The organism is Companilactobacillus sp., from assembly GCF_022484265.1.
Classification (GTDB): Bacteria; Bacillota; Bacilli; order Lactobacillales; family Lactobacillaceae; genus Companilactobacillus.
Map to the genome: position 1 here is coordinate 1,792,194 of NZ_JAKVLR010000001.1, position 26,400 is coordinate 1,818,593.

General features: G+C 37.9%; 18 protein-coding genes. 15 read left to right on the plus strand and 3 right to left on the minus strand.

Going from position 1 to position 26,400, the window contains the following annotated elements; genetic code table 11:
* Positions 1-15 precede the first annotated feature (15 nt).
* The 12 genes from LKF16_RS08550 to LKF16_RS08605 all read left to right on the plus strand — a co-directional run bounded on the left by LKF16_RS08550 (position 16) and on the right by LKF16_RS08605 (position 17,456).
* A complete protein-coding gene (locus LKF16_RS08550; RefSeq protein WP_291470524.1) occupies positions 16-840 on the plus strand; it encodes a glutamate ABC transporter substrate-binding protein in 825 nt (274 codons plus the stop codon).
* Positions 840-1,478, plus strand: coding sequence for an amino acid ABC transporter permease (locus LKF16_RS08555; protein WP_291470526.1), 639 nt, complete (start codon positions 840-842; stop codon positions 1,476-1,478). Before LKF16_RS08550 ends, LKF16_RS08555 begins: the two co-directional genes overlap by 1 nt.
* Before the next feature lie 16 nt (positions 1,479-1,494).
* The gene (locus LKF16_RS08560) at positions 1,495-2,148 is read left to right on the plus strand and encodes an amino acid ABC transporter permease (protein WP_291470528.1); all 654 of its coding nucleotides are present in this window, start codon (positions 1,495-1,497) and stop codon (positions 2,146-2,148) included.
* A gap of 315 nt (positions 2,149-2,463) precedes the next feature.
* Positions 2,464-3,849 (plus strand): Na+/H+ antiporter NhaC, encoded by a 1,386-nt coding sequence (gene nhaC, locus LKF16_RS08565; protein WP_291470530.1) that lies wholly within the window; start codon positions 2,464-2,466, stop codon positions 3,847-3,849.
* A 764-nt stretch (positions 3,850-4,613) separates the two neighbouring features.
* Complete coding sequence (locus tag LKF16_RS08570; protein WP_291470532.1) at positions 4,614-5,552, plus strand: Abi family protein; 939 nt, start codon at positions 4,614-4,616, stop codon at positions 5,550-5,552.
* Between the two features lie 300 nt (positions 5,553-5,852).
* On the plus strand, positions 5,853-6,815 hold the full coding sequence (locus LKF16_RS08575; RefSeq protein WP_291470534.1) for a hypothetical protein: 963 nt from the start codon (positions 5,853-5,855) through the stop codon (positions 6,813-6,815).
* Between the two features lie 513 nt (positions 6,816-7,328).
* Positions 7,329-8,294 carry a hypothetical protein gene (locus LKF16_RS08580; protein WP_291470536.1) on the plus strand — a complete coding sequence of 322 codons (966 nt, stop codon included), beginning with the start codon at positions 7,329-7,331 and terminating at the stop codon, positions 8,292-8,294.
* A gap of 24 nt (positions 8,295-8,318) precedes the next feature.
* Positions 8,319-11,180, plus strand: coding sequence for a glycoside hydrolase family 3 protein (locus tag LKF16_RS08585; protein WP_291470538.1), 2,862 nt, complete (start codon positions 8,319-8,321; stop codon positions 11,178-11,180).
* A gap of 435 nt (positions 11,181-11,615) precedes the next feature.
* Positions 11,616-12,662 (plus strand): hypothetical protein, encoded by a 1,047-nt coding sequence (locus LKF16_RS08590; RefSeq protein ID WP_291470540.1) that lies wholly within the window; start codon positions 11,616-11,618, stop codon positions 12,660-12,662.
* A 589-nt stretch (positions 12,663-13,251) separates the two neighbouring features.
* Positions 13,252-13,713 carry a phage tail protein gene (locus LKF16_RS08595; protein WP_291470541.1) on the plus strand — a complete coding sequence of 154 codons (462 nt, stop codon included), beginning with the start codon at positions 13,252-13,254 and terminating at the stop codon, positions 13,711-13,713.
* A gap of 87 nt (positions 13,714-13,800) precedes the next feature.
* Complete coding sequence (locus LKF16_RS08600) at positions 13,801-14,337, plus strand: TetR/AcrR family transcriptional regulator (RefSeq protein WP_291470543.1); 537 nt, start codon at positions 13,801-13,803, stop codon at positions 14,335-14,337.
* Between the two features lie 239 nt (positions 14,338-14,576).
* Positions 14,577-17,456 carry a glycoside hydrolase family 3 protein gene (locus LKF16_RS08605; protein WP_291470544.1) on the plus strand — a complete coding sequence of 960 codons (2,880 nt, stop codon included), beginning with the start codon at positions 14,577-14,579 and terminating at the stop codon, positions 17,454-17,456.
* A gap of 407 nt (positions 17,457-17,863) precedes the next feature.
* Here LKF16_RS08605 and LKF16_RS08610 read toward each other — a convergent pair whose 3' ends face one another.
* The 3 genes from LKF16_RS08610 to LKF16_RS08620 all read right to left on the minus strand — a co-directional run bounded on the left by LKF16_RS08610 (position 17,864) and on the right by LKF16_RS08620 (position 21,972).
* The gene (locus LKF16_RS08610; RefSeq protein ID WP_291470546.1) at positions 17,864-18,655 is read right to left on the minus strand and encodes an alpha/beta hydrolase; all 792 of its coding nucleotides are present in this window, start codon (positions 18,653-18,655) and stop codon (positions 17,864-17,866) included.
* A gap of 241 nt (positions 18,656-18,896) precedes the next feature.
* A complete protein-coding gene (locus tag LKF16_RS08615) occupies positions 18,897-20,588 on the minus strand; it encodes a phosphoenolpyruvate carboxykinase (RefSeq protein ID WP_291470548.1) in 1,692 nt (563 codons plus the stop codon).
* 610 nt (positions 20,589-21,198) lie between these two features.
* Positions 21,199-21,972 (minus strand): class II aldolase/adducin family protein, encoded by a 774-nt coding sequence (locus tag LKF16_RS08620; RefSeq protein WP_434735165.1) that lies wholly within the window; start codon positions 21,970-21,972, stop codon positions 21,199-21,201.
* A 198-nt stretch (positions 21,973-22,170) separates the two neighbouring features.
* Between LKF16_RS08620 and LKF16_RS08625 the strand changes: the two genes are divergently transcribed.
* The 3 genes from LKF16_RS08625 (at position 22,171) to LKF16_RS08635 (ending at position 26,389) form a co-directional block, all read left to right on the plus strand.
* On the plus strand, positions 22,171-22,941 hold the full coding sequence (locus tag LKF16_RS08625) for a DeoR/GlpR family DNA-binding transcription regulator (protein WP_291470552.1): 771 nt from the start codon (positions 22,171-22,173) through the stop codon (positions 22,939-22,941).
* A gap of 134 nt (positions 22,942-23,075) precedes the next feature.
* Complete coding sequence (locus LKF16_RS08630) at positions 23,076-24,863, plus strand: L-fucose isomerase (protein WP_291470554.1); 1,788 nt, start codon at positions 23,076-23,078, stop codon at positions 24,861-24,863.
* 23 nt (positions 24,864-24,886) lie between these two features.
* Positions 24,887-26,389, plus strand: a complete 1,503-nt coding sequence (locus LKF16_RS08635) for a rhamnulokinase (RefSeq protein ID WP_291470555.1) — start codon at positions 24,887-24,889, stop codon at positions 26,387-26,389.
* Positions 26,390-26,400 lie beyond the last annotated feature (11 nt).

Here is a 26,400-nt window from a genome sequence, read left to right on the forward strand (position 1 = left end):
GGGAAGGGGACTACCATGAAAAAACTTAAATATTTTTTGGTATTGATGATGTCTGTGCTCCTCGCTGTAGTGTCAGTCGGCTGTGGTTCTAAGCCACTTTCCGCACAAGATGTTTTGCACAATGCAAAAGATTCCAACACACTCACCTGGGGTGTTAAAGCAGATACGAAATTAATGGGATTGATCGATGTTAAGGATGGCCAAGAAAAAGGTTTCGAAATTGATATGGCCAAAGCTTTGACAAAGAAGATCCTTGGTAAAAACGGTAAGGCTAAGTTCGTAACTGTAACATCGCAATCACGTATTCCATTGTTGAAGAATGGAAATATTGATGCAATTATTGCCACAATGACGATTAATGCTGAACGTAAAAAAGTAATTGATTTTTCTGATTCTTATTTTGACGCTGGACAAGCTATCTTGGTCAAAGATGGCTCGCCAGTCAAGAGCGTTAAGGATTTGAACAACAAGACGGTTATTGGTGTTGTGGGTTCAAACTCAGTTGAAAATGTTAAAAAATATGCTCCAAAAGCCCGAGTATTGCAATTGCAAGATTACGCTCAAGCTTTAGTTGCTCTAAAATCTGGTCAAGGCGATGCTTTGACAACTGATAACGTTATCCTTGCTGGTATGGCGGTTGAAAATCCTGGCTACCACGTTCAAGGTAGTGCCTTTACAACTGAGCCTTATGGTATTGGTATCAATAAAGGCCAACCTGCATTAAGACACGCTTTGAATAAAGCAATCAAAGAGACTGAAAAAGATGGTACATATAACAAACTGATCAAGAAGTGGTTTGGTAATGTTCCAGGCTTCAACTACAGGGAGGTGCTACGCTAATGGCTAGTTTATTTGCAAACAATTGGCAAGACTTCCTGACCGGATTTGGCTGGACGATTTTATCCAGTATTATCGCGTTAGTTGCTAGTTTGATCATTGGTTCATTATTTGCCATTTTGGAAGTTGTGCCGAATAAAGTTTTACGTGTTATCGGTAATGTCTACGTAGAAATTTTCCGTAACATTCCGCTACTAGTTATCACAATGTTTTTCTATTTAGTTATTCCGTTGTACTTCGTTAAGATCAATGGATTTACTGCCGGTACGATTGGATTGACGATTTATACATCAGCCTTTATCGCTGAAACTGTTCGTTCAGGTATCAACTCAGTTGATGTTGGACAAATGGAAGCTTCACGTGCAATGGGGATGACCTTCTGGCAAGCTATGCGCTACATCGTTTTGCCACAGGCCTTCAAGTTAGTTATCCCACCATTGGGTAACCAATTCATTAACTTGGTCAAAAATTCATCAGTCCTAGCTTTCGTTGCTGGATTTGACTTGATGTACCAAGGTAATGCAATTGCATCACAAACTTTTGATACTGTTAATACATACATAATTGTTGGTTTGTTCTACTTAGTTATCACCTTGCCAATCAGTTATTACATGCAGCATCTAGAAAAGAATCTGGCTTAGAGGGGGAGTTTGAATTATGCAAAATTGGATCAATGCTTATTCAGCAGTTAATCTAAGATTCCTTCTCCAAGGACTCTGGGTCACTGTTGAAATTTCCGCAATTTCAGTTGTATTTAGTATGATCTTAGGATCAATCTTAGGAATTATTCGTTATACCAAAATTCCTTACTTATCCAAAATCATTGGTTTCATCATTGATATCATCCGTAACTTGCCACTACTTTTGATCATCTTCTTCGTCTACTTTGGTTTGCCATCCTTAGGATTCAAACCGGATACGATTCCAGCTGCCATTTTAGCAATGTCAGTCTTTGAATCGATGATGGTTGCCGAGATCATTCGTTCTGGTATCCAAGCAGTTGATGTCGGACAAATGGAAGCCGCTCGAGCAATGGGGATGCACTATACGCAAGCTATGTGGCACATTATTTTGCCTCAGGCTTATAAAAAGATGATCCCAGCATTAGTTTCGCAATTGATCTCGTTGATCAAGGATACTTCATTGACAACGATCATCGTGGTTCCTGAATTAATGCAACATGCTCAAGTTATTTACGGACAAAACGCTAACTATATTGTGCCAATGTACTTAGCTTTAGCTATTTTGTACTTTATCGTATGTTATGCACTATCGCTTATTTCCAAAGTGATCGACAGACGAATGGCATAGTCATTAAAAATTAGGTTGACGGTAATAAAAATAGTTGTTATGATTCACTACATTGAAGTGTTTGATTAGATACCTTGTATCTATTGAGAAGTAACGTGGCATCTGTGCGTAAGAAAGCCGGTGGTTGATGCGAACCGGTCAGGGTGTTCATGGATAAATACCAAACATGACTTGGTTTCCCAAGCGGAGTAGAGTGCCGTTATCGCTCAGAGTGGAGGTCTATTTGCGACCTCAAGTTGGGTGGTACCACGGTTACGTCAAATCGTCCCTGTTGCAGAAGCAGCAGGGGCGATTTTTTTATGGGAGAAAACATTTATGAGGGAAAAAGTAAGTTTTAGAGAATCGATCATCATCTTGCTAGTTATGCTGATCGTCCTAGGAACTGGAGTAATTGGCTTTGGCTTGTCACCACAGACGCCAGTTTTATTAGTTATCGGACTAATAATTGTCTGGGCAAAAATTCGCAGGAAGAGCTGGGATGAAATTCATGATGGTATCATGGATGGAGTAAAAAATGGTATCGTGCCGATTTTTATATTTATTCTGATTGGTGCCCTGATTGGAACTTGGATCGCAGCCGGTGTGATCCCATCAATGATGGTGGCTGGATTTCATCTGATCTCGGCTCAATGGTTCGTTCCATCAGTCTTTCTTGTTTGTGCTTTGATTGGTACATCGATTGGTTCGGCTTTTACGATCGTATCAACGATTGGAATCGCACTATTTGGAATGGGAACAACAATGGGAGTTAATCCGGCATTAGTCGCTGGTGCGATCATTTCCGGAGCTATCTTTGGCGATAAGACTTCGCCACTGTCAGATTCAACTAACTTAGCAGCAGCAATTGCTGGATCAGACCTTTTTGCTCATATTAAAAATTTGATGTGGACAACTATTCCAGCATTCATCATTTCATTTATCTTGTACTGGATTCTGGGATTAGGTGAATCTGGCGCTAAATTGACTAATATTCAACCAACTTTACATACATTAACTACTAACTTTGCAGTTTCTTGGTGGGCAATTTTGCCGATCATCTTATTATTTGTTTGTGCGATCATGAAGATCCCTGCTATTGCGACTTTGTTATTGAACATTGCAGTCGCAATCGTGATGATCTTCGTACAAGTTCCTGGAACAACGATTCCAAAGGTTGCTGGATTTGTTGAGAATGGCTTTGTTTCAAAAACTGGTAATGCTAACGTTGATGCCTTGTTGACTCGTGGTGGTATTACTTCAATGATGGGTACGATCTCGTTGATCTTTTTAACCTTGTCATTGGGTGGTTTGTTGATGAAATTTGATATTATTCAAACGGCGATTGAACCTTTGGCTAAGCGTTTGAAGTCGCCGGGTTCTGTGGTCACGGCTACGATTTTGTCTGGTATTGGCGTTAACATTTTCGTTGGTGAGCAGTACTTATCTGTTATCTTGCCTGGTAAAGCGTTTAAGGATACTTACCGCAAGCGTGGGCTGGATAATCTGGCCTTGAGTCGAGTGCTTGAGGATGGGGGTACTGTGATCAATTACTTGATTCCTTGGGGTGTTGCTGGGGCTTTTGCTGCCAATACTCTTGGTGTTTCTACTTTGGCGTTTTTGCCGTTTTGTTTCTTTAGTTTGTTGTCGCCTGTTTTGTCTATTATTAGTGGGTTTACTGGTATTGGATTGAAGAGGTTGTCTAAGTTTAGTGTTGCTAAGTAGGGCTTGGCTTTTGACTATGGTTTTTGTAGTTGGAAGCCTTTTTTTTGTGCGGTATGCGGGCCGACTCCGGACGGCATCCTTGATTGTTCGTTGGCGTAGCCAACATTTTCAGCAGTAGCGCACGCGCCAAAGGCGACGTACGTTCCATTAGTTATTTCCCCATGGGGGCCGGGGCATCGATTTCCGTCCTCCGTCTAAATAGTATTAGATCAAAATCCCCTTTTGTTGTTTGAAATAAGGTATGCGACTTTTGTTTGTAAAGGATTGGAGTTTGTCGGCTCACTTCAGTTTTAACCATGTTCGGTTGGGCTTTGCCCAGCCTCATATCTCACTTGTTCCTCGTGAGATACCATTGGTTCACTCTAGTTTGGGTGGCTCGTCGGGCTTTGCCCAACATCGCATCTAACTAGTATCAAATAATATAAGTTTGGCTGACTCTCGTTTGGGCTCGTTGAGCTTTGCCCAACATCGCATCTAACTAGTATCAAATAATATAAATTTGGTTGATTCTCGTTTGGGCTCGTTGGGCTTTGCCCAACATCGTATCTCCTTGTGAGTTGCTTATTGTATATTTATTAATTTAATTGAATTGTTTTATATCAAAATACAATAATATATTTTTAGTAAATAGTTGTAATAAATTATCTCAAGGGTTCAAAATAAGGTTGTGGGTAGATTTTTTTACCTCTATAAACGGTGCATATTCTGATTATTTTTTATACTTGAAGTTTTATTATTTATACCGATAATGATTGAAGGTGTATATGGTGCATAGTCCTAAGCAACTCACATATGAGGAGCAACTGAATCTTTTTGCTAAGCGTGGTATGAAACTGAATCCTGATATGCGCGAGAAGAATCTCAATGCTATTGAGGCTATTGGGTACTATACTTTGAAGCAATTCGCATATCCGTTTGCTTACCGAGATGGTTACAATACTCCTGATTATGATGGTTTGTCCTTCGACTTTGTTGTTAAGCGTTATTACCAAGACAAGAATTTGCGGATCAACTTGTTGCATGCAATTGAAGATATTGAAGTCTCAATGAATAGTTTGATCTCGCATGTTTTGGGTGATAAATATGGGCCTTTTGGCTATCTTGAATTCTCCAATTGGGCTGATAGCAGTATTTCTACCTATAGCCTGGAAGAAAAACAATTTTACTTCAAAAAGTCTTTATTGCGGCAAGCATATAATTCAAATATTTTAGATTTAGATTATCGCGAAAATTTGAATAGCGATAATTTTCCAACTGTTTGGTTGATGACTAATTTATTAACATTTGAAACTACTTCTAGTTTGATTAGGCTGATGTCGGCCGATAATGTGCGACACTTTACTGATTATTTTCATTGCAGCAGGGATGAATTGGTTTCCTGGCTCGAATGTCTCAATTTTGTGAGAAATATTTGTTGCCACAATTCTAATTTGTTAGATATCACATTATCCACTGATGCTTTGGCTCCGAAGGATTACCAACAATATCTCTGGTTCAAGAATATCAATGGGACGACTAGTTATACTAATAAGATTGCCTTGGTGATCGTGATCGTAGTTCATATGATGTATGCAATTAATCCTAAATATCGTTTTGACAACATTAAAAGGTCATTTACGAGTATCACTCGTGATATCGACGGATCCATCGAAAAACTCGGATTTAAGGACATGGATTCTTTTTATAATATTTTTAGAAAATAGTCTCAGATTGAGGCTATTTTTTTATTGTCAAAAAACAAGTTATTAAAATCCGTTATTTGCATGATTGTTATATAAATATCATTATATGTCGTTCTGACAGTGATTTGTGACTATTTTTAAATATGTCCAAATCAATAATATCTAAATAAAATGCTCTAAAATATAAAATTTAACTTTAAATATAAAAAATATGATGTATAATACAGAACATGTATGCTACCGATATCATAAAATATTTAATATAAAATTTGAGCATACGGGGATTTTACAAATATTGTTTATATAAAAGGGGACTATCACATGAAGTTTAATAAAGTATTGCTTTCATCATCACTAGCTATTACTGCTGCTTTAGCAGGTATCTCAATTGCTCAAGGATCAGCTCACGCTGAGACTACCACAGACAACTCTGCTGATGTTGAACAAGTTGCTTCAACGCAAGCATCAGCTCAAGCAGATGCAGCTTCAACACAAGCAACATCTAACGATTCAGCAGAAATAACTTCAACAACTGCTGTAAATACTGATCAAGCAGCTACAACTGATCAAACAAACGAAACAGCGCAAGTTTCTGCTACTCAAGCTTCAGCAGATCAACCAGCTGTTCAAGCTTCAACTGATGACGCTACTACTGAATCAGTTATTCCATCAACACCACAAGGTATTTTTGCTGATGTCGTGGGTAACCACATTGTTGCACCAGTTACAGAAACTGCCTTGGCTGCGGTTAAGCCAATTTCAAGTATTTATGCTGGTGGTTCAGGTTTAGTTAATCCATCATCAAACGTTGCTGGTCGAGTAACTAAAGACCTTCAAAATGCTGGTATCAATATTGTTGGCGATACATTAGGCGCACTTCCAAAGAAAATCCTTCAAGATATCCAACCATATGATCTAACTGCAAATAATGTTGCGGGCGTCTACGGACTTGTAACTGGTAGAAATGACACAATTCCTAACAAAGTTGGACAAGACGTTACTGATCGAATCAATGGAGTTTCAACAGATGAAGATGTTCCTGATACAACACCTGTAGACAACACACCAGTTGTTTCGTATAGCAACGAATCAAGTGTTGGAACAGTAACAACTAACAAACTTGCTCCATTGTTTACAGCAAATGGCGATCAAGCAAGTCGTTCTTTAGCAGCTGGTTCAGATTGGTATACTGATATTCTCAGAACTAACAATGCAACTGGACAACAATATTTCCGTGTTTCAACTAACGAATATGTTCGTGCTCAAGATGTAACTTTTAATTAATAAACAAATTGTTTAACGTCTCAATTTTATTGAGGCGTTTTTATTTTGTAAAAAATCAAGCTGGCAGCCGAATGCACTACCATGTTTGATCATCTTGATATTTGATTTTTTTGAAATTAAGTTTGGGGAAAATAACGAAATAATAAATCAATTATTAGTGATAAAAATCATCTGAATTTTTCGATGAATTCTATAACCTATGTATAGAGCCGGATAGGAGACGTTATAACACTAATTCGATTTTTTAAATATCAACAATATAGATAATTGGTGATTTATATTTTAATCAATATAACCAAATTTTGATTTAAGTGTTGTATAATTTATCTTGATTTGGAAACGATGTCATTAAAATGTCAACTAAACAAACTAACACATCTTTTTGGGAGGATTGATGGGTTAGTCTTTTTTGGTTGAGGCTACTAAGGGAGGAGCCGATGTTGTTTGTAAATTGAATTTTGTTCTACAAAAGGGATCTTTTTTTTCAAATTAAAAGGGGGAATCATTATAATTATGAAATTAAAGAAAATTTTGCTTTCAACAACTTTAGCAATTACTTCTGTTTTGGCTGGGTTCACGATTGCTACTAGTTCAGCACAAGCTGATACTACTAGTGACGCTGATACTACTCAAACAGAGCAAGTTGCACCACAAGTTTCAAATACTGACGCAACATCAGATGTAACAACTGCTGCTGCAACTGCGGATACAGCAACTGATGTTGCCGTAACTGATGACAGTGCCACAACACAAGTTCAAGCTTCAACAGATACAACTGCTGATGCTCAAACAGCAACAACACCAGTTGCAACTGCTGCATCAACAACAACTACTACAGATTCAACTCAAGATAAAATTTTAACAACAGTTAAAAATGCTGCCAAAGACAAGGCTGCAGATATTGTCGGTAACGACATCGTTGCACCTGTTACTGGAAGCGTCCTTTCAAAAGTTAAACCACTTTCAAATGTTTATGCTGGTGCTACTGGCTTTGTAGATCCAACATCAAACGTACTTGGTAAAGTTTCACATGATATTCAAGATGCCGCAATTGATGTTGTTGGCAACTTACCTGGTGGAAAGATTCCATCATTATTAATGAAATTAGCTCAACCATTCGATTTGACAGATAACAACATCGGCGGTCTTTACGGATTAGCAACAGGCGAAAATGACTTGATCCCTAATGCTGTCGGCAACAAAGTTACAGAAGCTATCAAAGGTACTAAAGAAACTACTAAGACAACCGCCAAAACTGATTATTCAGATGGCTACAAGAACAACCGTATCAACAACACAGTTACAACAACTACTCAAGCACCATTATTCAATGTTATGGAACAACCCGTAAGCCGTTCATTACAAGCTGGTACTAATTGGTTTACAGATATTCAACGTGTAAATACTAAGACCGGTGCTACTTACTACCGTGTTTCAACTAACGAATACGTTCGTGCTTCAGACGTTCAATTAGGCTAATCAAAAAATTAATGAGGTGAGAAAATGAAACATTCTCAATCGAAACTCATGACAGTATTGACTAGTTTGATTGCAACATTTGTCTTTGGACTTGTTGGTTATTCTAACGATACTGTTGACGCTGCGACGACGGATGCAACACCAGTTGAACAAACTACAACAACTGATGTTCCTTCGACGCAAGTCTCAAATGAAGTTTCCGATACACCTGTTGCCCAAACTGATGCTGTTTCTACTGATCAAAATCAGACTTCAGCACCAGTTGACGTAACAGCTGCTAATACTCAAGCAGACACAACCTCAGACGGTCAGCCAAATGCTCAAGAAATTGCGAACTCGCAATTATCAACATCTGCTGCCGAAGATGGTATGGTCTTGCTTCAGAATAAAGATAATTCATTGCCAATCTCAACTGACCAATCAATCGCACTTTTTGGTGCCGGAGCTTACGGAACTGTTAAAGGCGGAACTGGTTCAGGAAACGTTAATCCTAGACAAACGATCAATATCTGGGATGGACTTAAAGATGCTGGCTACACGGTCACATCAACAGATTGGTTAAACAATATTGCTGCTGACTATAATAAGAAGGAAGCAGCCTTCAATAAAACAGCCGTTTTATTGAGTACATTTAATTACTCAGATCCAGAAATTACACAAGCTGAATTCGATGCTGCACCTGCTGATGTTGGTATCTATGTAGTTTCACGTAATGCTGGTGAAGGTTCAGATCGTAAAAATGCTAAAGGCGATTATCTTTTATCAGATAACGAATTAGCTAATATCAAAAATATTTCTAACATCTATAACAACAGTGTGCTGTTATTAAATGTTGGTGCTCCAATCGATATGAATTTCTTAAAAGAAGTTCCTAATTTAAAAAGTATTTTATTAGTTTCTCAAGGCGGTCAAAATACTGGTTTAGCTGCTGCTGATTTAATCAGTGGTGCGGTTACTCCTTCAGGTAAGTTGGCTGACACTTGGGCAGTAAACTATTCTGACTATCCATCTTCAGCAACTTTTGCCGAAAACGATGGAAATTCAATCACTGAACCATATAATGAAGGAATCTACGTTGGCTATCGTTATTTCGATTCTTACAATGTAACTCCACAATATGAGTTCGGTTATGGCCAATCTTATACGACTTTCAACATCAATCCTTATAAGACTTATGTTGATGGAACTAATTTGGTAACTGAAGTGACTGTTACAAATACTGGAGACACTTATTCAGGACGTGAAGTCGTTCAAGAATATTATTCTGCTCCAGCTGGAACAGTTGACAAGGCTTTCCAAAACTTAGCAGCTTATGCTAAGACAGATACATTAGCACCAGGTCAAAGCCAGACTTTGACATTGTCATTCCCAATTTACAATATGGCTAGTTACGACACTAATTCTGCAAGCTACATCATGGATGCCGGCGATTACATTATCAGAGTCGGTAATAGCTCAAGGAATACACATGTAGCAACTGTTTTGAACTTACCTGAAAAAGTTACAACAGAACAACTTGCTAACGAAATGATGCCTGATTCTGATCCAACACAATTGCACGGCAATACTAGTACCTTTGTGCCAGCTGACCAAGCTGCAGAATTAGCATCTGCATCTGTGATCGAACTCGATCCTTCAACTCTTAATGGAGTTTTAGGCGACCAGTCATCACCATATGATCCAAACAGAGTCACAACGATTGTTAATGATGGCAGTTCTGAAGTCCTTGCAAACAATGGTTTGACTCAAGATATTCAAAAGGTCACACCAGCACCTGGTTCAACTTTGTTTGATGTCTATACAGGCAAAATAACTATGGACCAATTCGTTGCTAGTTTATCTACTAAAGAATTAAGTAAGATCGTTAACGGTAATCTGGATTTAAATGCTGAAGGATTTGAGGCCTTGAAAAACCAAGCAGGCCTTGGTCAATCAAGCAATTCAGTTATCGTTGGTGGAGCTTCAACAATCGTTCCTGGAGCCGCTGGACAAACTACTTCGGCACTCTTAGACAAGGGAGTTCCAGTTTCAGTTAATTCTGACGGACCTGCTGGTTTAAGACTTACACCAGTTGGAACCGTTAATGGAAAAACTGTTTATCAATATGCTACTGCATGGCCAATTGGAACTTTGATGGCCCAAACTTGGGATCCATTGATGATCTATAGTGTCGGCAATGCTGTTGGTAAAGAAATGATTGAAATGGGTATCGATACTTGGTTAGCTCCAGGTATGAATATTCACCGTAATCCATTAAATGGACGTAATTTTGAGTATTACTCAGAAGATCCATTAGTAGCAGGTATTTCAGCTGCTGCCGAAACTAAGGGTGTTCAATCAAATCCCGGTGTCGGAACAACTATTAAACACTTTGCTGCAAATAATGAAGAAACAAATCGTTTTGTTACTAACTCAGTAATTGGCGAACAAGCTCTTAGAGAAATTTATCTCAAAGGTTTCCAAATCGCTATTGAAGACTCACAACCACAATACGTAATGTCATCGTACAACCGTGTTAACGGCACTTATAGTGCAGCTAACTATGATATGCTGACTAACATTTTACGTGGCGAATGGGGCTACAAAGGTGGAGTTATGACAGACTGGTTTAGTTTCAAGAGTTTGACAGATTCACCTGCAGTTATCCACGCCGGTAATGACTTGATCATGCCTGGTGGAACACAAATCCCACTTCAAGTTGCTGCTTCAACTTTACCAATCGGCGGAAACAAACTTGACCTTGGTGATTTGCAACAAGCTGCCAAACGTGTTTTGACTTCAATTATGAATACAAACACATTTGCAAAAACTTATAATGTCCCAGTTGATTCATTTACACCAAATGACGTTGCAACAACAATGTCAATTAATGGTCAAAACTGGTAAAAGGAGAGATTTATTATGGGAAATATCGATTTAGGAAGCATTTTTCATACAGTCGGCGAATATATTCAAAATTTGCCAGAGATCTTGAACGCATTATTCAAAGATGATCAACAATAATAATTACGCCCAATTCAAAAAGAATTGGGTGTTTTTTTTATTTTTTTCGATAACTATCTAGTGAATTATTGAACTTTAATATCAATTATTTCTAAATAATGTAACTGAAATTGAAATATTAACCGTTATAATGACCGTGATATTGGAAAGCATTAAAAAATCCAGTATTAATTTTTATTTTATAAACCAAAACATTTCTATTTTTTAAAAAATATTATTCACATTATTCAGAAATGTTGTATAATTAATTTAAATTTGATAGCGCTCTCATTTATTGGGAATGAAAGAGGCTATTGCTACAGGGAAAAGGGGATTTTTATGGAATATAAGAAAGTTCTACTATCATCATCATTTGCCATTGCCTTAACACTTACCGGTGTTGCTGCGGTTCAAGGTACTGCAAATGCTGATACAACCACAGATACTAATAATGCAGCTACAGAACAAGTTGCTCAAACAGGTACTACTGCTGAAGTTGGCAAGACGGCCGAAGTTGGCGTAGCCGCACCAAAGGCTGACGTTGCACAAACTGCAGCTACAGCAGACAATGGTGATCAAACAACTATTCCTGCTACTGAATTACAACCAGCTCAAGAAGTAACTGCAGCTACTGCAGGAACAGCTGCTACTGCTGGTACAGCCGGAACTGCCGCAACCGCAGGTACTGCAGCAACAGGTGCCACAACAGAACAATCTGCTAATACTCAAGCTACAGCTACAGAAGAGTCAGACTTTGCAACTTCAAGAACAGGCGATTCAACTGTTGCTTCTACAAAAGCAGGAGACACTACAACAGCACCAGCTGGTACTTCAAATCCAACATATGATGTTGATTACATTGGTACAACTATCAAAGATGCTGAAACAGTTCCAGTTGTCGCAAACGTCGTTGCTGGAACGACTGGCTTAGTTGCTCCAACTACTAACAAATGGGGCAATGCTGTTCACAACTTCCAAAACAAAGCTATCGATACAGTAAGCAACATTCCATTAGTTGGTGGCGTTGCTTCAACTATTATGAAGATCGCACAACCTTTGGATATCGTTGATAACGTTGTTGGTGGTGCTTATGGTCTTGTTACTGGCAAGAGCGATATGATTCCTGACGCTACAAATGACGACTCAGAAACTATCACACCTGTTCAATCTGGCGTTTCATATACTAACAACCAGATAAAGAAGACTTTGACTACTCTTACTCAAGCTCCTCTATACGATCAAGTTCAACAACTTCAAAGTCGTTCATTGGGTGCTGGTACTGACTGGTTCACTGATCTTGTTCGTGTAAACAACAGTACTGGTGAAACTTATTACCGTGTATCTACTAATGAGTATGTAAATGCTAAAGATGTTCAAGTAAACTAATTTTTTGAATCCTCCTCAATATTCTAAAAATTATAATGAAGTGGCGACTTTGGTTGCTGCTTCATTTTTGGTTTTGATGGGGGGTGTTCACTGTCGGCTTCGGACGGAAAGTGATTGCCCTTATCGGCCGGAACATGGTGAAGACACTTTGAGCTTTTTTCAAAGCCCGAAAAAATCTCAAAGCTGCCTTTTTATGTAAGCCGCCGTCATCGCCGGCCAACATAAAACTCCACCATTGGGCCGGGGCATCACTTTCTGTCCTCCGCCTAGACAGAGTTAAGTCAAAATCTCCTCTGTTTGTTTAAAGAGGGTATGCGGGCGGTTTCTGGATAAACATTTAGTTTAGTTACTAAACCTTATTGTTTGGATCTTAGGAAATAGTGGCTTGTTGGCTTCGCCAACTCCGCGCCTTCATTTTTCTCTTGCTTGTTGGCTTTCTGCCAACTCCGCGTTCGCCTTCTTGCTCTCTGGCTCTTCGCCAGCTCGCACTTTTACGTTCGATGGAATTATTGTTATATTTTTCATTCTGATTGTTACCGTTTTCAATGAGTGCTATGCTTAATTCATTCTGAATCTTGTGAGGTTAGCTATGTCATATAAAGTTGATTTTAAAGATGTTTCTACTGTTGGTCTGGAGAGTTCTCCTGTTGCTGATGCTTTGGCTGGTTTGCGGGCTAATGAAGCTCGTTACTACTGGAATAAGTTTAAGCATGAGTTTGTTACTTATACTCCTGAGGAGGATCCTGAGACTCTTCCTTGGATTGAGAAGATTTTGGCTGAACGTGATATGAAGTTTGGCTATAAGCCGCTTGAGGTTACTCATTTTGAGGCTGATGGTATTAAATTTGCTTATGTCTTCTACGAAAATGGCTTGGCTGTCAATGTCATGTATGCTCTTGATGATGGTGGCAAGCGGGCTGTTGGCTTTAAACTTTCTGACGGGATGGAGATTCCTCAGGAGTTTGAAGGTAAATTCAAGTTTGCTCGTCAACGTTCTAAGTTGGCTGGCACTATTCGTGGGTCATTTTTTGTTATTAAAGGTGAGTATTAAGATTCCATCAAAAAAGAGCTGGGGATGTGTTCCCGAGCTCTCTTTTTTACAAAACTGTGAATTATCTTTTTGAAAGTAGGTGAAATAATGGATAAGCGTGTCTTGAAAACTAAAACTGCCTTGACTGATGCTTTATTTGAATTGTTGGAGACTAAAGAAATTGCTGATATTTCGGTGACGGAGCTCTGTGAAAAAGCTGACGTGAATCGCCGGACATTTTATATTCATTATTCCAATGTTGACGATATTTTTGAGGATTACGAAAATGAGCTATCGGAGCAAGTTTATCAGACAATGAAAAGCGCCAATGGCGACATTGAAACGTTATTGGATACCTTTGATAATATTTTGTCTTCCAACTTTCAAGGATTCAAGCAGCTTTGTTTAAATCAAAAGCACCACGCCTTGATTGATCGATTACAACGAATGCTTTTTCATACCTTGGAGGACTCGTTGTTGGTGGATAATCCATCGGCTAATGATCAATTAGTATTGCAATATCTGTCTTCTGGTTTGATCAATTCGTATATCTATTGGTTCGAACATCCTGATAAGATGAGTTATCAAGAACTGGCGATTATCAATAAAGAAATTATTCAAGCAAATTTAACTATATTGAAGTAGTGAAAATCCATGACGAAAGTTGTGGATTTTTTTGTGGTCTCATCAGATTTGAAAAAGGTTGAATTACTGCATGATGGCGACAATGGTTCAGACCGGTTTTCATATAATTCAATGAAAATAAGCTAAGAAATGAAAAATTTCATATGATTTATGTTACACAATTGTAATATTAGGTTTATAATAATCAACATGGTAACGTTTTCACAAAACGTTATACATTTATATTTAGGGGTGATTGGATGGATAGAAAGCAGAAGAAGATCGTCGTTCTTCTGACTAGTGTTGTTGCTTTATTGCTAGTAAGTTTGTTCGCTTATTTTGGCAACGCTCGTGCAGATACGACATCTGACTCTGAGGTTTCAGAAACTACTGTTTCTCAAGCAAATACACAGGCATCTGAATCAAATCAAAACTCCACAGATACTGGTACTACGGGGACAACTAATACTGCCAACGTAGTCGCTAATACTGCGTCGACTTCTTCAGATAGCTCGGCTACCTCGAGTTTTAATCCTAATCAGACTGAGATTGCCAATTCAAAATTGTCGACCTCAGCAGCTGAAGACGGCATGGTCTTATTGCAAAACAATGATCAGACCTTACCTATTTCAACTGATAACTCTGTAGCCTTATTTGGTGCAGGAGCTTATGGAACAGTGAAAGGAGGAACAGGTTCTGGTAATGTTAACCCTCGTAACGTCGTCAATATCTGGGATGGACTAAAGGATGCAGGTTATCAAATCACATCTGACGACTGGCTTTCTAAGACAGCCAAAGATTATGATGAAGAAAATGCTGCATTTACTAAGTCTCATCCAATGATGGGAACATTCAACTACACTGACAAGCAGATCTCACAAAGCGACTTTGATGCTGCTCCGGCCGATGTTGGTATTTATGTTCTTTCCAGAAACGCTGGTGAAGGTACTGACCGGACTGATACTAAAGGCGATTATGAAATCACGGATGCTGAATTCAACAATATTAAGAATTTAGCAGCTAACTATAAGAAGAGTATTTTGCTTCTAAACGTTGGTGGACAGATCGATACGAAATTTATCGACGAGATCCCTGATCTTGATAGCGTCCTACTAGTCTCACAAGGTGGTCAAAACACTGGTGTTGCGGTTGCCGACTTATTTAGTGGTAAAGTTACACCTTCAGGTAAGTTAGTTGATTCATGGGCTTATAACTATTCAGATTATCCATCAGCTTCAACTTTTGGAAATGCTGGTAATCCTGAAAAACAATATTATAGCGAAGGAATTTACGTAGGATATCGTTATTTCGATACTTACAACGTTGATCCACACTATGAATTTGGTTATGGTCTTTCATACACCGACTTCTCTGAAAAAACTGACTCAGTTCAAGTTGTTGGCAACAACTTAGTTACTAAAGTTACTGTTACTAACACTGGGGACCAATATTCAGGACGCGAAGTTGTCCAAGAATATTATTCAGCACCTAAGGGTACTGTCGATAAAGCTTTCCAAAACTTGGCAGCTTATGCTAAGACAAACGTTTTAGCACCAGGCGAAAGCCAAACTTTGACTTTATCATTCCCACTTTACAACATGGCTAGTTACGACACTGCTACAAGTAGCTATATTCTTGATGCAGGTAAGTACATTATCCGTGTCGGTAATAGCTCACGTAACACTGACGTTGCTGCAGTTTTGAATCTACCTACTAAAGTTACTACTGAACAACTTTCTCCAGAAGTAGTGCCAAGTACAGATCCAACAACTTATCATGGCAGCGACGATACATACGTTCCAGCTAACCAAGCTGCAGAACTAGATACAGCACCACAGATCAATTTAAATGCTAATTCATTGAATATGGTTGTTGGTAACAACGCTTCAACTTATAACAGCAATGACGTTAGAACTGTTGTCGATGAAAAATTAAATCTGATCTTACCAGAAACAGATTTGAATCAAACAGTTGATTACGTTCAAGCTGCTGACGGTTCAACTTTGAAAGATGTTTACGATGGCAAAGTAACAATGGATCAATTTATTGCTAGTTTGACACCAGAACAACTTTCACAAATCGTTAATGGTAGTTTATCAATGACTGCTGCACAACTTGCTACAACATACAACGTTATGAAAAACGGTGTTGATAGCATGTTAGATGGAAGCACTAACGATTCTGCTTCACAAGAAGCTTTATCGATCATCGGAAACGTATCAACTTTGGTACCTGGTGCTGCTGGTCAAACTACTTCTGAATTAACTAACCGCGGAATTCCTGCTTCAGTTAATTCAGATGGTCCTGCTGGACTTCGTTTGACACCATATACTATTAAAAATGGTAATGCCAGATATCAATATGCTACTGCTTGGCCTATCGGAACCTTGTTAGCTCAAGCTTGGGATCCTCAAATGATGTATCAAGTTGGGGATGCTGTTGGTAAAGAAATGAAGGAATTCGATGTTGATACTTGGTTGGCTCCAGGTATGAATATTCACCGTGATCCATTAAATGGTCGTAATTTTGAGTATTACTCAGAAGATCCACTAATTGCTGGAGTTTCTGCTACAGCTATCACTAAGGGTGTTCAATCAAATCCTGGCGTTGGTACGACTATCAAACACTTCTTTGCAAACAACCAAGAAACAAATCGTCAAACTATGGACGATGAAATTGGCGAACAAGCAATGAGAGAAATTTATCTCAAAGGCTTCGAAACTGTTATCAAAGATGCACAACCTGAATACGTAATGTCTTCATATAACCAAGTAAATGGTCAATACAATGCCGCTAACTACGACTTATTGACAAATATTCTACGAGGCGAATGGGGCTTCAAGGGTACAGTTATGACAGATTGGTATAACTTGAAGAGTCTTTCTGAACCTTGGACTTTGATGCATGCTGGTAATGACTTGATCATGCCAGGTGGTACTCAAGGCGCATTACAACAAGCTGTAACAAATTCTGCTGATGGAAACAAGTTAGCCTTAGGCGATTTGCAAAAATCAGCTGCACGCGTCTTAGAAACAATTATGCAAACTTATACCTTTGCAAAAGATAATAATATCCAAGCAAAATCATTAACTCCAAGTGACGTTTCAACAATCATGACAGCTAATGGTCAAAGCTGGTAAAATTATTAATCATTTTCAATCTGAATATTCCTCCCAAGGGAATAAAATCACGTCTTAAAAAAGGCGTGATTTTTTTTACACAAAAGGAGGCCGCGACCTATTAATAGTTGCGACCTCCTGATGTTTTTAAAATTCATTATCGATTTTAAAATCGTTCAAGTGCTTATCGATCAAGGGCATAATGGTCTTATTTTTGAATCTTACCCAGTTCGAACCATTATGTTTATTATTGTTTGTCAATTGAATTATACGAACCGTCCCATCCGGTAGTGTATGTAATTCGAGGAATATATCACCTTGGTCGTACAGATGTAATGAACCCATTCATTACACCTATAAGTTATCACTATATTAGTGATAATTATTACCGTTAATCTTTAATTATATTTGTAAAGATTGAAAATGAATTATAATGCTAAATTATCCTGCAAGATCTGTGCGAATTGAGCACTTTCGATCTGGTTAGGATGAAGAGCATCATTTCCACTCAAATAAAGATTTTTAAATGAACCAACATTGCCGATGAAAATGTTTCTACCGGCCATAGCACTATCACGGGATACGACACTATCAGTAGAAGGGTCATCAAGCGTACGTCCGATCACGTTAATAACGTTCATGTTATGGTTCAAACGGTCTCCGCCAGCTGCCAAATTGATCAGCATATCTGTAGGAGGTTGACCATTAGTTGCTCTCATATTGAATGGAGTACCAGTGGTAATGAAGTTATTGAACTTGACTGATGAGTTGATCTCCATGTATCTAGTGGCTACGACACCTCCCATGGATTGACCAACGATATCAGCGCTGTTGAAAGGACTTTGTCTTCTATATGCATCGATTCCGTTTATCAAACCTGCAGAATTTTGATAAACAGCGTCGTCATTCCAAAGAATGTTCTGGCAAAAAATTGTTACAAATGGACGTTCGCCAGTATTAGGCGTTCTGACATTTGTTCTAGAAACGTTGCCATACTCGTCAACATATATTTTAACGATTGGATGAACCTGATAAGGATCGAGTCGTTCATACATCTTATCCCATGAGTCGATATTTGAATATGATCCGGGGATGAAGAAAACTGGATCGCTATTGTTGGTGGCTGCTTGAGTAGTTTTTTCGGTAACTTGCTGTGAAATAAAAATAAGTGAAACTAATGAAATAACCGTAATTATTAATTTTGTTATTTTGTTTTTCATAATGGACACCCGCTGTTATGCGTGAGCCTCATCACGATTAAAAAATATCATCTTTTTAATATATTGATTATTCAAATTATAGTATTTTATTTTATTGGAAATGAAAACGTTGATATATCAGGTGATTGAAATTTAATTTTTCATTTTAGACAAAAAAATCTCTCCTAATTAATTACTGAAAATTGATTAGGAGAGATTTTTGTTTATATTTTAAATAAAATAATTGATTGAAATTTATTTTTTAATTGTTCATCAATTGGTCGAGCAACTCTTTGGCAGATTCTTTCAAACTGTCTTTAGACTTGTCGTTACCAAGGTGAGTATAAATTTCACCGACGTAAATGTTGTCTTTATATAGCTTGTTGAAGACTTGGTCGATAATTGGACGAGTTCTCTTTTCTTCTTGAACAGGTCCAAATGGGTTAGCAAAGAAGGTAGTACTCATACCAACTTCATCAGTGGTACCCAAGGCTTTTCTCTTACCGGCGATGAATGTAGCCTTTGCAGCTTCTTCATCAGGGAATTGGTGCAAGCCGATTTCTGAATCGTAGTTGTTTGCGTATACCCACATATCGATCGTGTGATGTTGAACGACACGCTTGTATGAGTTAGCAGGCAAGATAACACGAGCATTCTTCAATTCAGGGTTCAAGTAGATACCACGGTCCATGTTATTGAAGGCAACAGCAGAACTTAGGTCATCCAAACGAACGAAGGCACCAGTTTCTGTACCTTGTGCGTAGATATTGCCATCGTCGTCAAAGGCAAAACTACCCATGTCATCAAAAATTGTTTCAATGTCAACAATCTTATCATCAGCAATCTCTTGCAAAGCTTCAATAGATTCTGACTTTCCGGCACCTGAGTCACCGAAGAAGACAACAGTCTTAACTTTACCATTTGAGAATGTGATCTTAACCATTGAACCATGGATTGGCAATCTGTTTTCGTAGATCATGTGAAGGTTATGCAATGTTAAGCACATCTTCTTCATGTAACCAAAGTAAGTAGTCTTATCATTATAAGGAACTTCGCCGACCCAAATGTCGTTAGCTTCATCATGGAAGTAGTGACATACGTCGCCTTCAGTTTCGGGAAGACCAAATAGCAAGATCTCATCAGGCTTCTTGCCGCGTACTTCTTCTTCAGAAGCAACTTCAAACAAGTTACCTAAAGCAATACCACTAACGAAATAATCACGTTGGAAGTAAATATAAGCTAAACTTTCACCGATCTTAGCAGGGAAGCAGTACCATTCGTCACGGTCACCGGCAAATTTTTTGATAGGGTTGTCAGGAACGGCATCAAAGACACCTTCACGTTTGTTACTCTTTGTGTGCATCATCATTGGTGGACGAAGCATCAAAGTATCGATGAAACGAATGTTTTCAAGCTTTTCGTAGCCCTTAGGTGCTGGCCATTGAATTGATTGAACAATGGCACTGGCATTAGTACCAGCATTGATTTGACGATATGTGTGGTTAGTAAATCCTTGAAGTTTCTCTTCGATCGCACGGTATAGGTCAATGACAACTTCGTTGAAGTGGTTATCAACATCCATGAAACTACCCTTGATAACGGCGTTGTTATGCTTGTTGATCAAAGATACTCTAAAGTATGAACGGTAGTAAGAATATAGATCTTCAACACTTTGAAGAAGTTTTTCTTTATCAAAAATGGCATAGCCTTTTGTATTATTTGTAAGTATTGCTTTTAAAACGTCAACGTATTGTTTTGGTGTAACTTGAACAACAGCATTGTTTTCATTGGTTTGGTCGTCTAAGTATAATTTAACTAAACTTAGTAGACCCTCGCTATTAATTAATTGGAAAACATCTTGAATATAGCCTTCACTATAGTTGATTACAGATACGTTTGAATCAGGATTGATATAAAACGCAGGAGTGTCAACTGGTTGTAATGATTGAGACATTAAAATTTCTCCTTTCAAATTACGTGTATCACTATTCTAAAACAAAATGAGAAGAATGTATATATATTAAATTAAACTTTCATTAGAAAGATTACAATTTTTTAATTTTTGTAAGCGTTTTGCTGATTATATTGAGATTGTTTATTAGAAAATGGAGTATTAATGCCGGTGGAGGGGTGGGAGTTCACTGCCGGCTCCGGACGGAAAGTGATTGCCTTGTCGTCTGGAACGTAGTGAATCCACTTTGAGCTTTTTTCAAAGCCCGAAAAAATCTCAAAGCTGAATTTGATTGTAAGCCGCCGTCATCGCCGGCAAACAATCACCCCACTACTGAGCCGGGCATCACTTTCCGTCCTCCGCCTAAATAGAATAAAATCAAAATCTCTTTGTATTTTGAAAAAGGGTATGCGACTTATGTTTGAAAAAAATCTAATCGAGTCGGATCACTGCCACTCGTGAATACATCACTACGCTAGATTTGAATCAACTCAAAAATCCCATCAGATAAAATGTCTGATGGGATTTTGAATTAATTTAAAAAACATATATCGGATTTTGAAGAAAGCGATGTCATTGTTTTTTAAATTATAAATCTAATATATGTAATTAGTTAATACACCTCCTCGTTTGGACGAACGATCTTTTCAGGGAAGGGATGTTCGTAGGCTACTTTATTGATGCCTGGTAAGGCGATGTCTGGTAATGCTCCTTCTGGAAGTGGATCTTTGTAGTTTGCACCACAGGATTGATAGTCTGGAAGTAATCCTAATTTGATGAAAATCATTTGTTTATAGGCAATCTCTGCATTCCATTCAACTGTTTCCATAACACGTGTTGCAACGTGCAAATCAGTTGCTGTTATCAGAATCCCATGACTATTCAATAAGAAAATATTTTCCATTGCTTTGTCGCCAATTTTTGTTAAGGCATCATAAACTGTATCAGCTAGTGCTTGGGAACATGCTGGTGCAAATGGTAAACATTTGATTTCGCCTAGCTCACGTGTAACTTCAGTCACGTTAGGCATGTCTAGACCGGATGTTGCCCAGAACATTGCTTGTGGTGCGTGTGAATGATAAACACATCTAATTCCAGGATGTGCAGTGTAGGCTCTTTCATGCATGTTAACTTCACGGGTAACGTCACCAACACCGTCGATTTTTTCATAAGTTTCTCCGTCAATTACCAAAATTTGTGCGGGTGATAATTCGGCGAAAAATGTTTCTGACATGAATGTTGGTGTTAACAAAATATAGGGATGATCATCTTTATCGAAAACTTTCATCGACATATTTCCACCAGCAATATTGGTATCTTTTCTGTCAAACATTTTTCTGACAGTATATGCTAAATCTTCTCTTTCGGTCTGAAACATCATTTTCATAATAAATAGCTCCTTCATGCATTAGTAAATAATATTGATATAACGCTGTAGATAAAGCATGAATTATTTAATTCATCATGAGTATATCGTTAAATAACCAAATAGTAAGCGCTGTCTGGTAAAATTGAATTATGTTCACAATGTCACATGGCATCTGTTCATAATTGTTCAAATATATTCAAATGGGGAAGACTAAAAATGTATAAAACTGAACGTTTAGGAAACATAATGGATATTTTAAACCAGAAAAAAGTCGTCAATATGAGAACGTTAGAGAATCTGACTTTTGAGAGTCGTTCAACTTTAAGGAGAGATCTGATTGTCCTTGAAGGAGAGCATAAAATAAGAAGAAAATTTGGACAGGTCGAATTAGTAAATGGAAATAATATGGAATTCGGCTATCATACACGATCAAGTGAAAATAAAAATTCTAAGAAAATAATTGCTGAACTTGCTTCTGATTTTATTGGAAACAATCAAGCATTGATTATTGATTCAAGTACAACCGCAGCATATTTAGAACCGTATTTAAATGAGAAGAATAACCTAATAGTCATTACGAATGGCTTACAGCTAGCAATGAAGATTAATTCTAATCCTGAAATTAAGACTTACATTGCTGGTGGCAAATTGCGCCCATTTTCAGGCTCAATCGTAGGAGATACTGCGCGAGAGTTCTTAGGAGATTTTCATGCGGATACAGCATTTATTTCTTGTGAGGGAATAAATGCAGATGGAGTATATATGGCTAGTGATGAACAGACTGCAATTAAAAAACAGATGATAAATCAAGCCGAACATGTCATTTTGCTCTGTGACCATACGAAGATTAATAAGTCTGATTATTATCGGATGTGCGATCATACATCTATAGATATGATTATTACTGACGTGAAACCAACGGATGCATTTGTTCAAAGCATGGAGCAGACGGGCGTTGAGGTTGTCTATGAAAATGAACAGATTTAAACAAAATGTGAATTAGTTGCATGCTCATTTGTGAATAATGTTCAAAAGATTTGGATTCTGTTGCCTTCCAAATGTAAGCGTTTTATAGTTTTGATTGTAGATAAAGAACGTGAATAAAATTTGGAGGGTTTACAATGTTAAAAACAGAATTTCCTAAATTAGCTATTCGTCCTACAATCGATGGTCGTAGACGTGGTATTCGTGAATCACTTGAAGAGCAGACAATGCAAATGGCAAAATCTGCTGCTGCTTTAATTGAAAGTACATTGAAATATCCAGATGGAACTCCAGTTAAAACAGTTATTGCTGACACAACAATCGGTGGTGTTCATGAAGCAGCAATGGCTAAGGAAAAATTCGATAAAGAAAATGTTTGTGGTACTTTAACAGTTACACCTTGCTGGTGCTATGGTAGTGAAACTATGGACATGACGCCAGATATGCCACATGCCATTTGGGGATTTAACGGAACAGAACGTCCAGGGGCTGTATATCTAGCAGCTGTCCTAGCAGCACATACTCAAAAAGGAATTCCTGCATTTGGTATTTATGGAAAAGATGTTCAAGATGCTGATGACACAACAATTCCGGCAGACGTTGAAGAAAAAATTATTCGCTATGCAAAAGCAGCATTTGCTGTAGGAATCATGCACAACAAAGCTTATCTATCAATTGGTAATGTTGCCATGGGTATTGGTGGATCAATGGTTGATGCAGACTTCTTCCAAGAATACTTAGGTATGCGTAATGAATATGTTGATATGTCAGAAATTATTCGTCGTTGGGATGAAAAGATTTATGACGAAAAGGAATTTGAAAAAGCACTTGCTTGGGCTAAAGAATATACACCAGTTGGAACAGATGTATATAACGATGATGATCCAAACAAGTTTACAGATGAAGAAAAAGAAGCTCAATTAGAAAAATGCGTCAAGATGTATATGATCGCTAAAGATTTGATGGATGGTAACACAACACTTGAAGAACTTGGGTTCAAAGAAGAATCTGAAGGACATTATGCTATTGCTGCCGGATTCCAAGGACAACGTCAATGGACAGATCACTTCCCTAATGGTGATTACATGGAAACAATGATGAATTCTCAATATGATTGGAACGGAATTCATGCACCACACGTATTTGCTACTGAAAACGACAGTTTGAATGGTGCTTCTATGTTGTTCAACTACTTGTTAACAAATACACCACAAATTTTTGCCGATGTTCGTACATTCTGGAGTCCAGAAGCAATTGAAAGAGTTTCAGGAACAAAACTTGAGGGACTTGCTAAGAATGGTTTCTTACATCTTTCAAATTCAGGTGCACAAACACTTGATGCAACTGGTGAAGAAAAGATTGACGGTAAACCAGCAATCAAACCATTCTATGAACTTGAAGAAGATGAAGCAAAAGCTAACTTGAAAAATACTCGTTGGGTACCAGCTAATATTGGCTACTTCCGTGGTGGTGGTTTCTCAAGTAATTATGTAACTAAAGGTGGACCTGAAGGTATGCCTGTAACAATGTCACGTATCAACTTAGTTAAGGGTGTTGGCCCAGAACTACAAATTGCTGAAGGGTATGCAATTGATTTGCCAGAAAATGTATTCAACGTAGTTAACGATCGTACAGATCCAGGTTGGCCATCAACATTCTTCGCACCAACATTAACAGGTAAGGGTGCATTTAAGTCAGTTTATGACGTAATGAATAACTGGGGTGCAAATCATGGTGCTATCAGTTACGGACATATTGGTGCAGACTTAATCACATTGGCTTCAGTACTACGTATCCCTGTAAATATGCATAACGTTGATGAAGATAAAATCTTCAGACCTCGTTCATGGGCTTCATTAGGAACGGAGAACCTTGAAGCTGCTGATTTCAACGCATGTAAGACATTTGGTCCACTATACGACTAATTAAAGAATGGGATGTGTATCTAATGAAACATAATGTGATTGCAGTTGATTTGGGTGCAAGTTCAGGAAGGATTATTTCTTCAACACTGGAAGATGAAAAATTGGAACTTAAGGAACAATTCCGTTTTTCTAACCAGCCCATAAATATTACAAATTCACTTTATTGGGATTATTTGAAAATATTCCAAGAAATCAAATACGGATTAGCAATTGCTCAACGTGATTTGGAAAAAATCCAGAGCCTAAGTGTAGACACTTGGGGTGTTGATTATGGATTTGTAGGGCATGACGGGAATTTATTAGCTACTCCTCATAGCTATCGTGATACTCGCGTGAAAAAGTATGAAGATGATCTTCATGAAATATCAACTCCACGGGAAATGTTCAATGAAACTGGAGTTCAACCTAGTTTAATCAATTCAAATTATCAGTTATTTGCAGATATGAAACTTCATCCATATCTTCAAGATGAAATATCACATATTATGTTCATGCCAAACTTAGTTGAATATTTCTTCAGCGGAAAGGTCTCAAATGAATTTACGATTGCTTCAACAAGCGGTTTATTGGATGGAAAGAGTCGTGAACTCAGTACCGAGACATTAGATCAATTAGGTTTAAAGAAAGAATGGTTTGGTGATATTTCAAAAGGTGGAAAAGTGCTTGGCAATATTTTGCCAGCCATCGCCACTGAAATGCATCTTGATCCAGATATCCAAATCATTAACGGTATTGGACACGATACTGGTGCCGCAGTTTACTCACTACCAATGAAAAAAGATGAGGCTAAGAATTCAGCCTTCATTAGTTGTGGGACTTGGTCAATAGTTGGTCAACAGACTGATGAACCAGTGATAACATCAGATGCTTATGAAGCAGGTTTAACAAATGAAGGTTGTATAGATGGAAGCAACCGTCTTTTGAAAAACATCACAGGCCTTTGGATTGTTCAAGAATTACAAAAAGAATGGTCGTTCAAAGGTGAAATGGTCGAATTTGGAGAGATGGTCAAAGAAGCTGAACAAGCTAACCATATTGGTAGTTACATCAATCCTAATGCAGCATGTTTTTCTGAACCTAGTGATATGGAAGAAAGAATCATTGAGTTTTTAAAACAAACAAATCAAACTTTGCCTGAGACTCGTGGCGAGTTGCTATTAATTGTTTTTGAAAGTTTAGCACTAAGTTATCATCAAACAATTGTTGAATTAGAGAAGGCTACAAATGAATCAATCGATACAATTTATATGTTTGGAGGGGGAACGAAGAACAGCTTACTCGTACAATTGACAGCCAATTTCTGTCAAACGAATGTTGTTATCGGACCGACTGAAGCTAGTGTTCTTGGAAATGTTCTTTCACAATATAAAACATTGGGATTAATTAAGAATGAAGATGATCGTATCAACATTTTGAATAATTCCTTTGAGAGCAAATGTGTAACCCCACAAAATCTTAATTCAATTAATTTAGATGAAAGAACTAGAGATTTTGAAAATATACTTCATAACTATGAAGTGGAATAGTGGAGGTTACG

Excerpts from the sequence above, each read along its gene's own strand:
- LKF16_RS08550 (WP_291470524.1), top strand. The coding sequence starts at position 16 with ATGAAAAAACTTAAATATTTTTTGGTATTGATGATGTCTGTGCTCCTC.
- LKF16_RS08555 (WP_291470526.1), top strand. The coding sequence starts at position 840 with ATGGCTAGTTTATTTGCAAACAATTGGCAAGACTTCCTGACCGGATTT.
- LKF16_RS08560 (WP_291470528.1), top strand. The coding sequence starts at position 1,495 with ATGCAAAATTGGATCAATGCTTATTCAGCAGTTAATCTAAGATTCCTT.
- nhaC (WP_291470530.1), top strand. The coding sequence starts at position 2,464 with ATGAGGGAAAAAGTAAGTTTTAGAGAATCGATCATCATCTTGCTAGTT.
- LKF16_RS08570 (WP_291470532.1), top strand. The coding sequence starts at position 4,614 with ATGGTGCATAGTCCTAAGCAACTCACATATGAGGAGCAACTGAATCTT.
- LKF16_RS08575 (WP_291470534.1), top strand. The coding sequence starts at position 5,853 with ATGAAGTTTAATAAAGTATTGCTTTCATCATCACTAGCTATTACTGCT.
- LKF16_RS08580 (WP_291470536.1), top strand. The coding sequence starts at position 7,329 with ATGAAATTAAAGAAAATTTTGCTTTCAACAACTTTAGCAATTACTTCT.
- LKF16_RS08585 (WP_291470538.1), top strand. The coding sequence starts at position 8,319 with ATGAAACATTCTCAATCGAAACTCATGACAGTATTGACTAGTTTGATT.
- LKF16_RS08590 (WP_291470540.1), top strand. The coding sequence starts at position 11,616 with ATGGAATATAAGAAAGTTCTACTATCATCATCATTTGCCATTGCCTTA.
- LKF16_RS08595 (WP_291470541.1), top strand. The coding sequence starts at position 13,252 with ATGTCATATAAAGTTGATTTTAAAGATGTTTCTACTGTTGGTCTGGAG.
- LKF16_RS08600 (WP_291470543.1), top strand. The coding sequence starts at position 13,801 with ATGGATAAGCGTGTCTTGAAAACTAAAACTGCCTTGACTGATGCTTTA.
- LKF16_RS08605 (WP_291470544.1), top strand. The coding sequence starts at position 14,577 with ATGGATAGAAAGCAGAAGAAGATCGTCGTTCTTCTGACTAGTGTTGTT.
- LKF16_RS08610 (WP_291470546.1), bottom strand. The coding sequence starts at position 18,655 with ATGAAAAACAAAATAACAAAATTAATAATTACGGTTATTTCATTAGTT.
- LKF16_RS08615 (WP_291470548.1), bottom strand. The coding sequence starts at position 20,588 with ATGTCTCAATCATTACAACCAGTTGACACTCCTGCGTTTTATATCAAT.
- LKF16_RS08620 (WP_434735165.1), bottom strand. The coding sequence starts at position 21,972 with ATGAAAATGATGTTTCAGACCGAAAGAGAAGATTTAGCATATACTGTC.
- LKF16_RS08625 (WP_291470552.1), top strand. The coding sequence starts at position 22,171 with ATGTATAAAACTGAACGTTTAGGAAACATAATGGATATTTTAAACCAG.
- LKF16_RS08630 (WP_291470554.1), top strand. The coding sequence starts at position 23,076 with ATGTTAAAAACAGAATTTCCTAAATTAGCTATTCGTCCTACAATCGAT.
- LKF16_RS08635 (WP_291470555.1), top strand. The coding sequence starts at position 24,887 with ATGAAACATAATGTGATTGCAGTTGATTTGGGTGCAAGTTCAGGAAGG.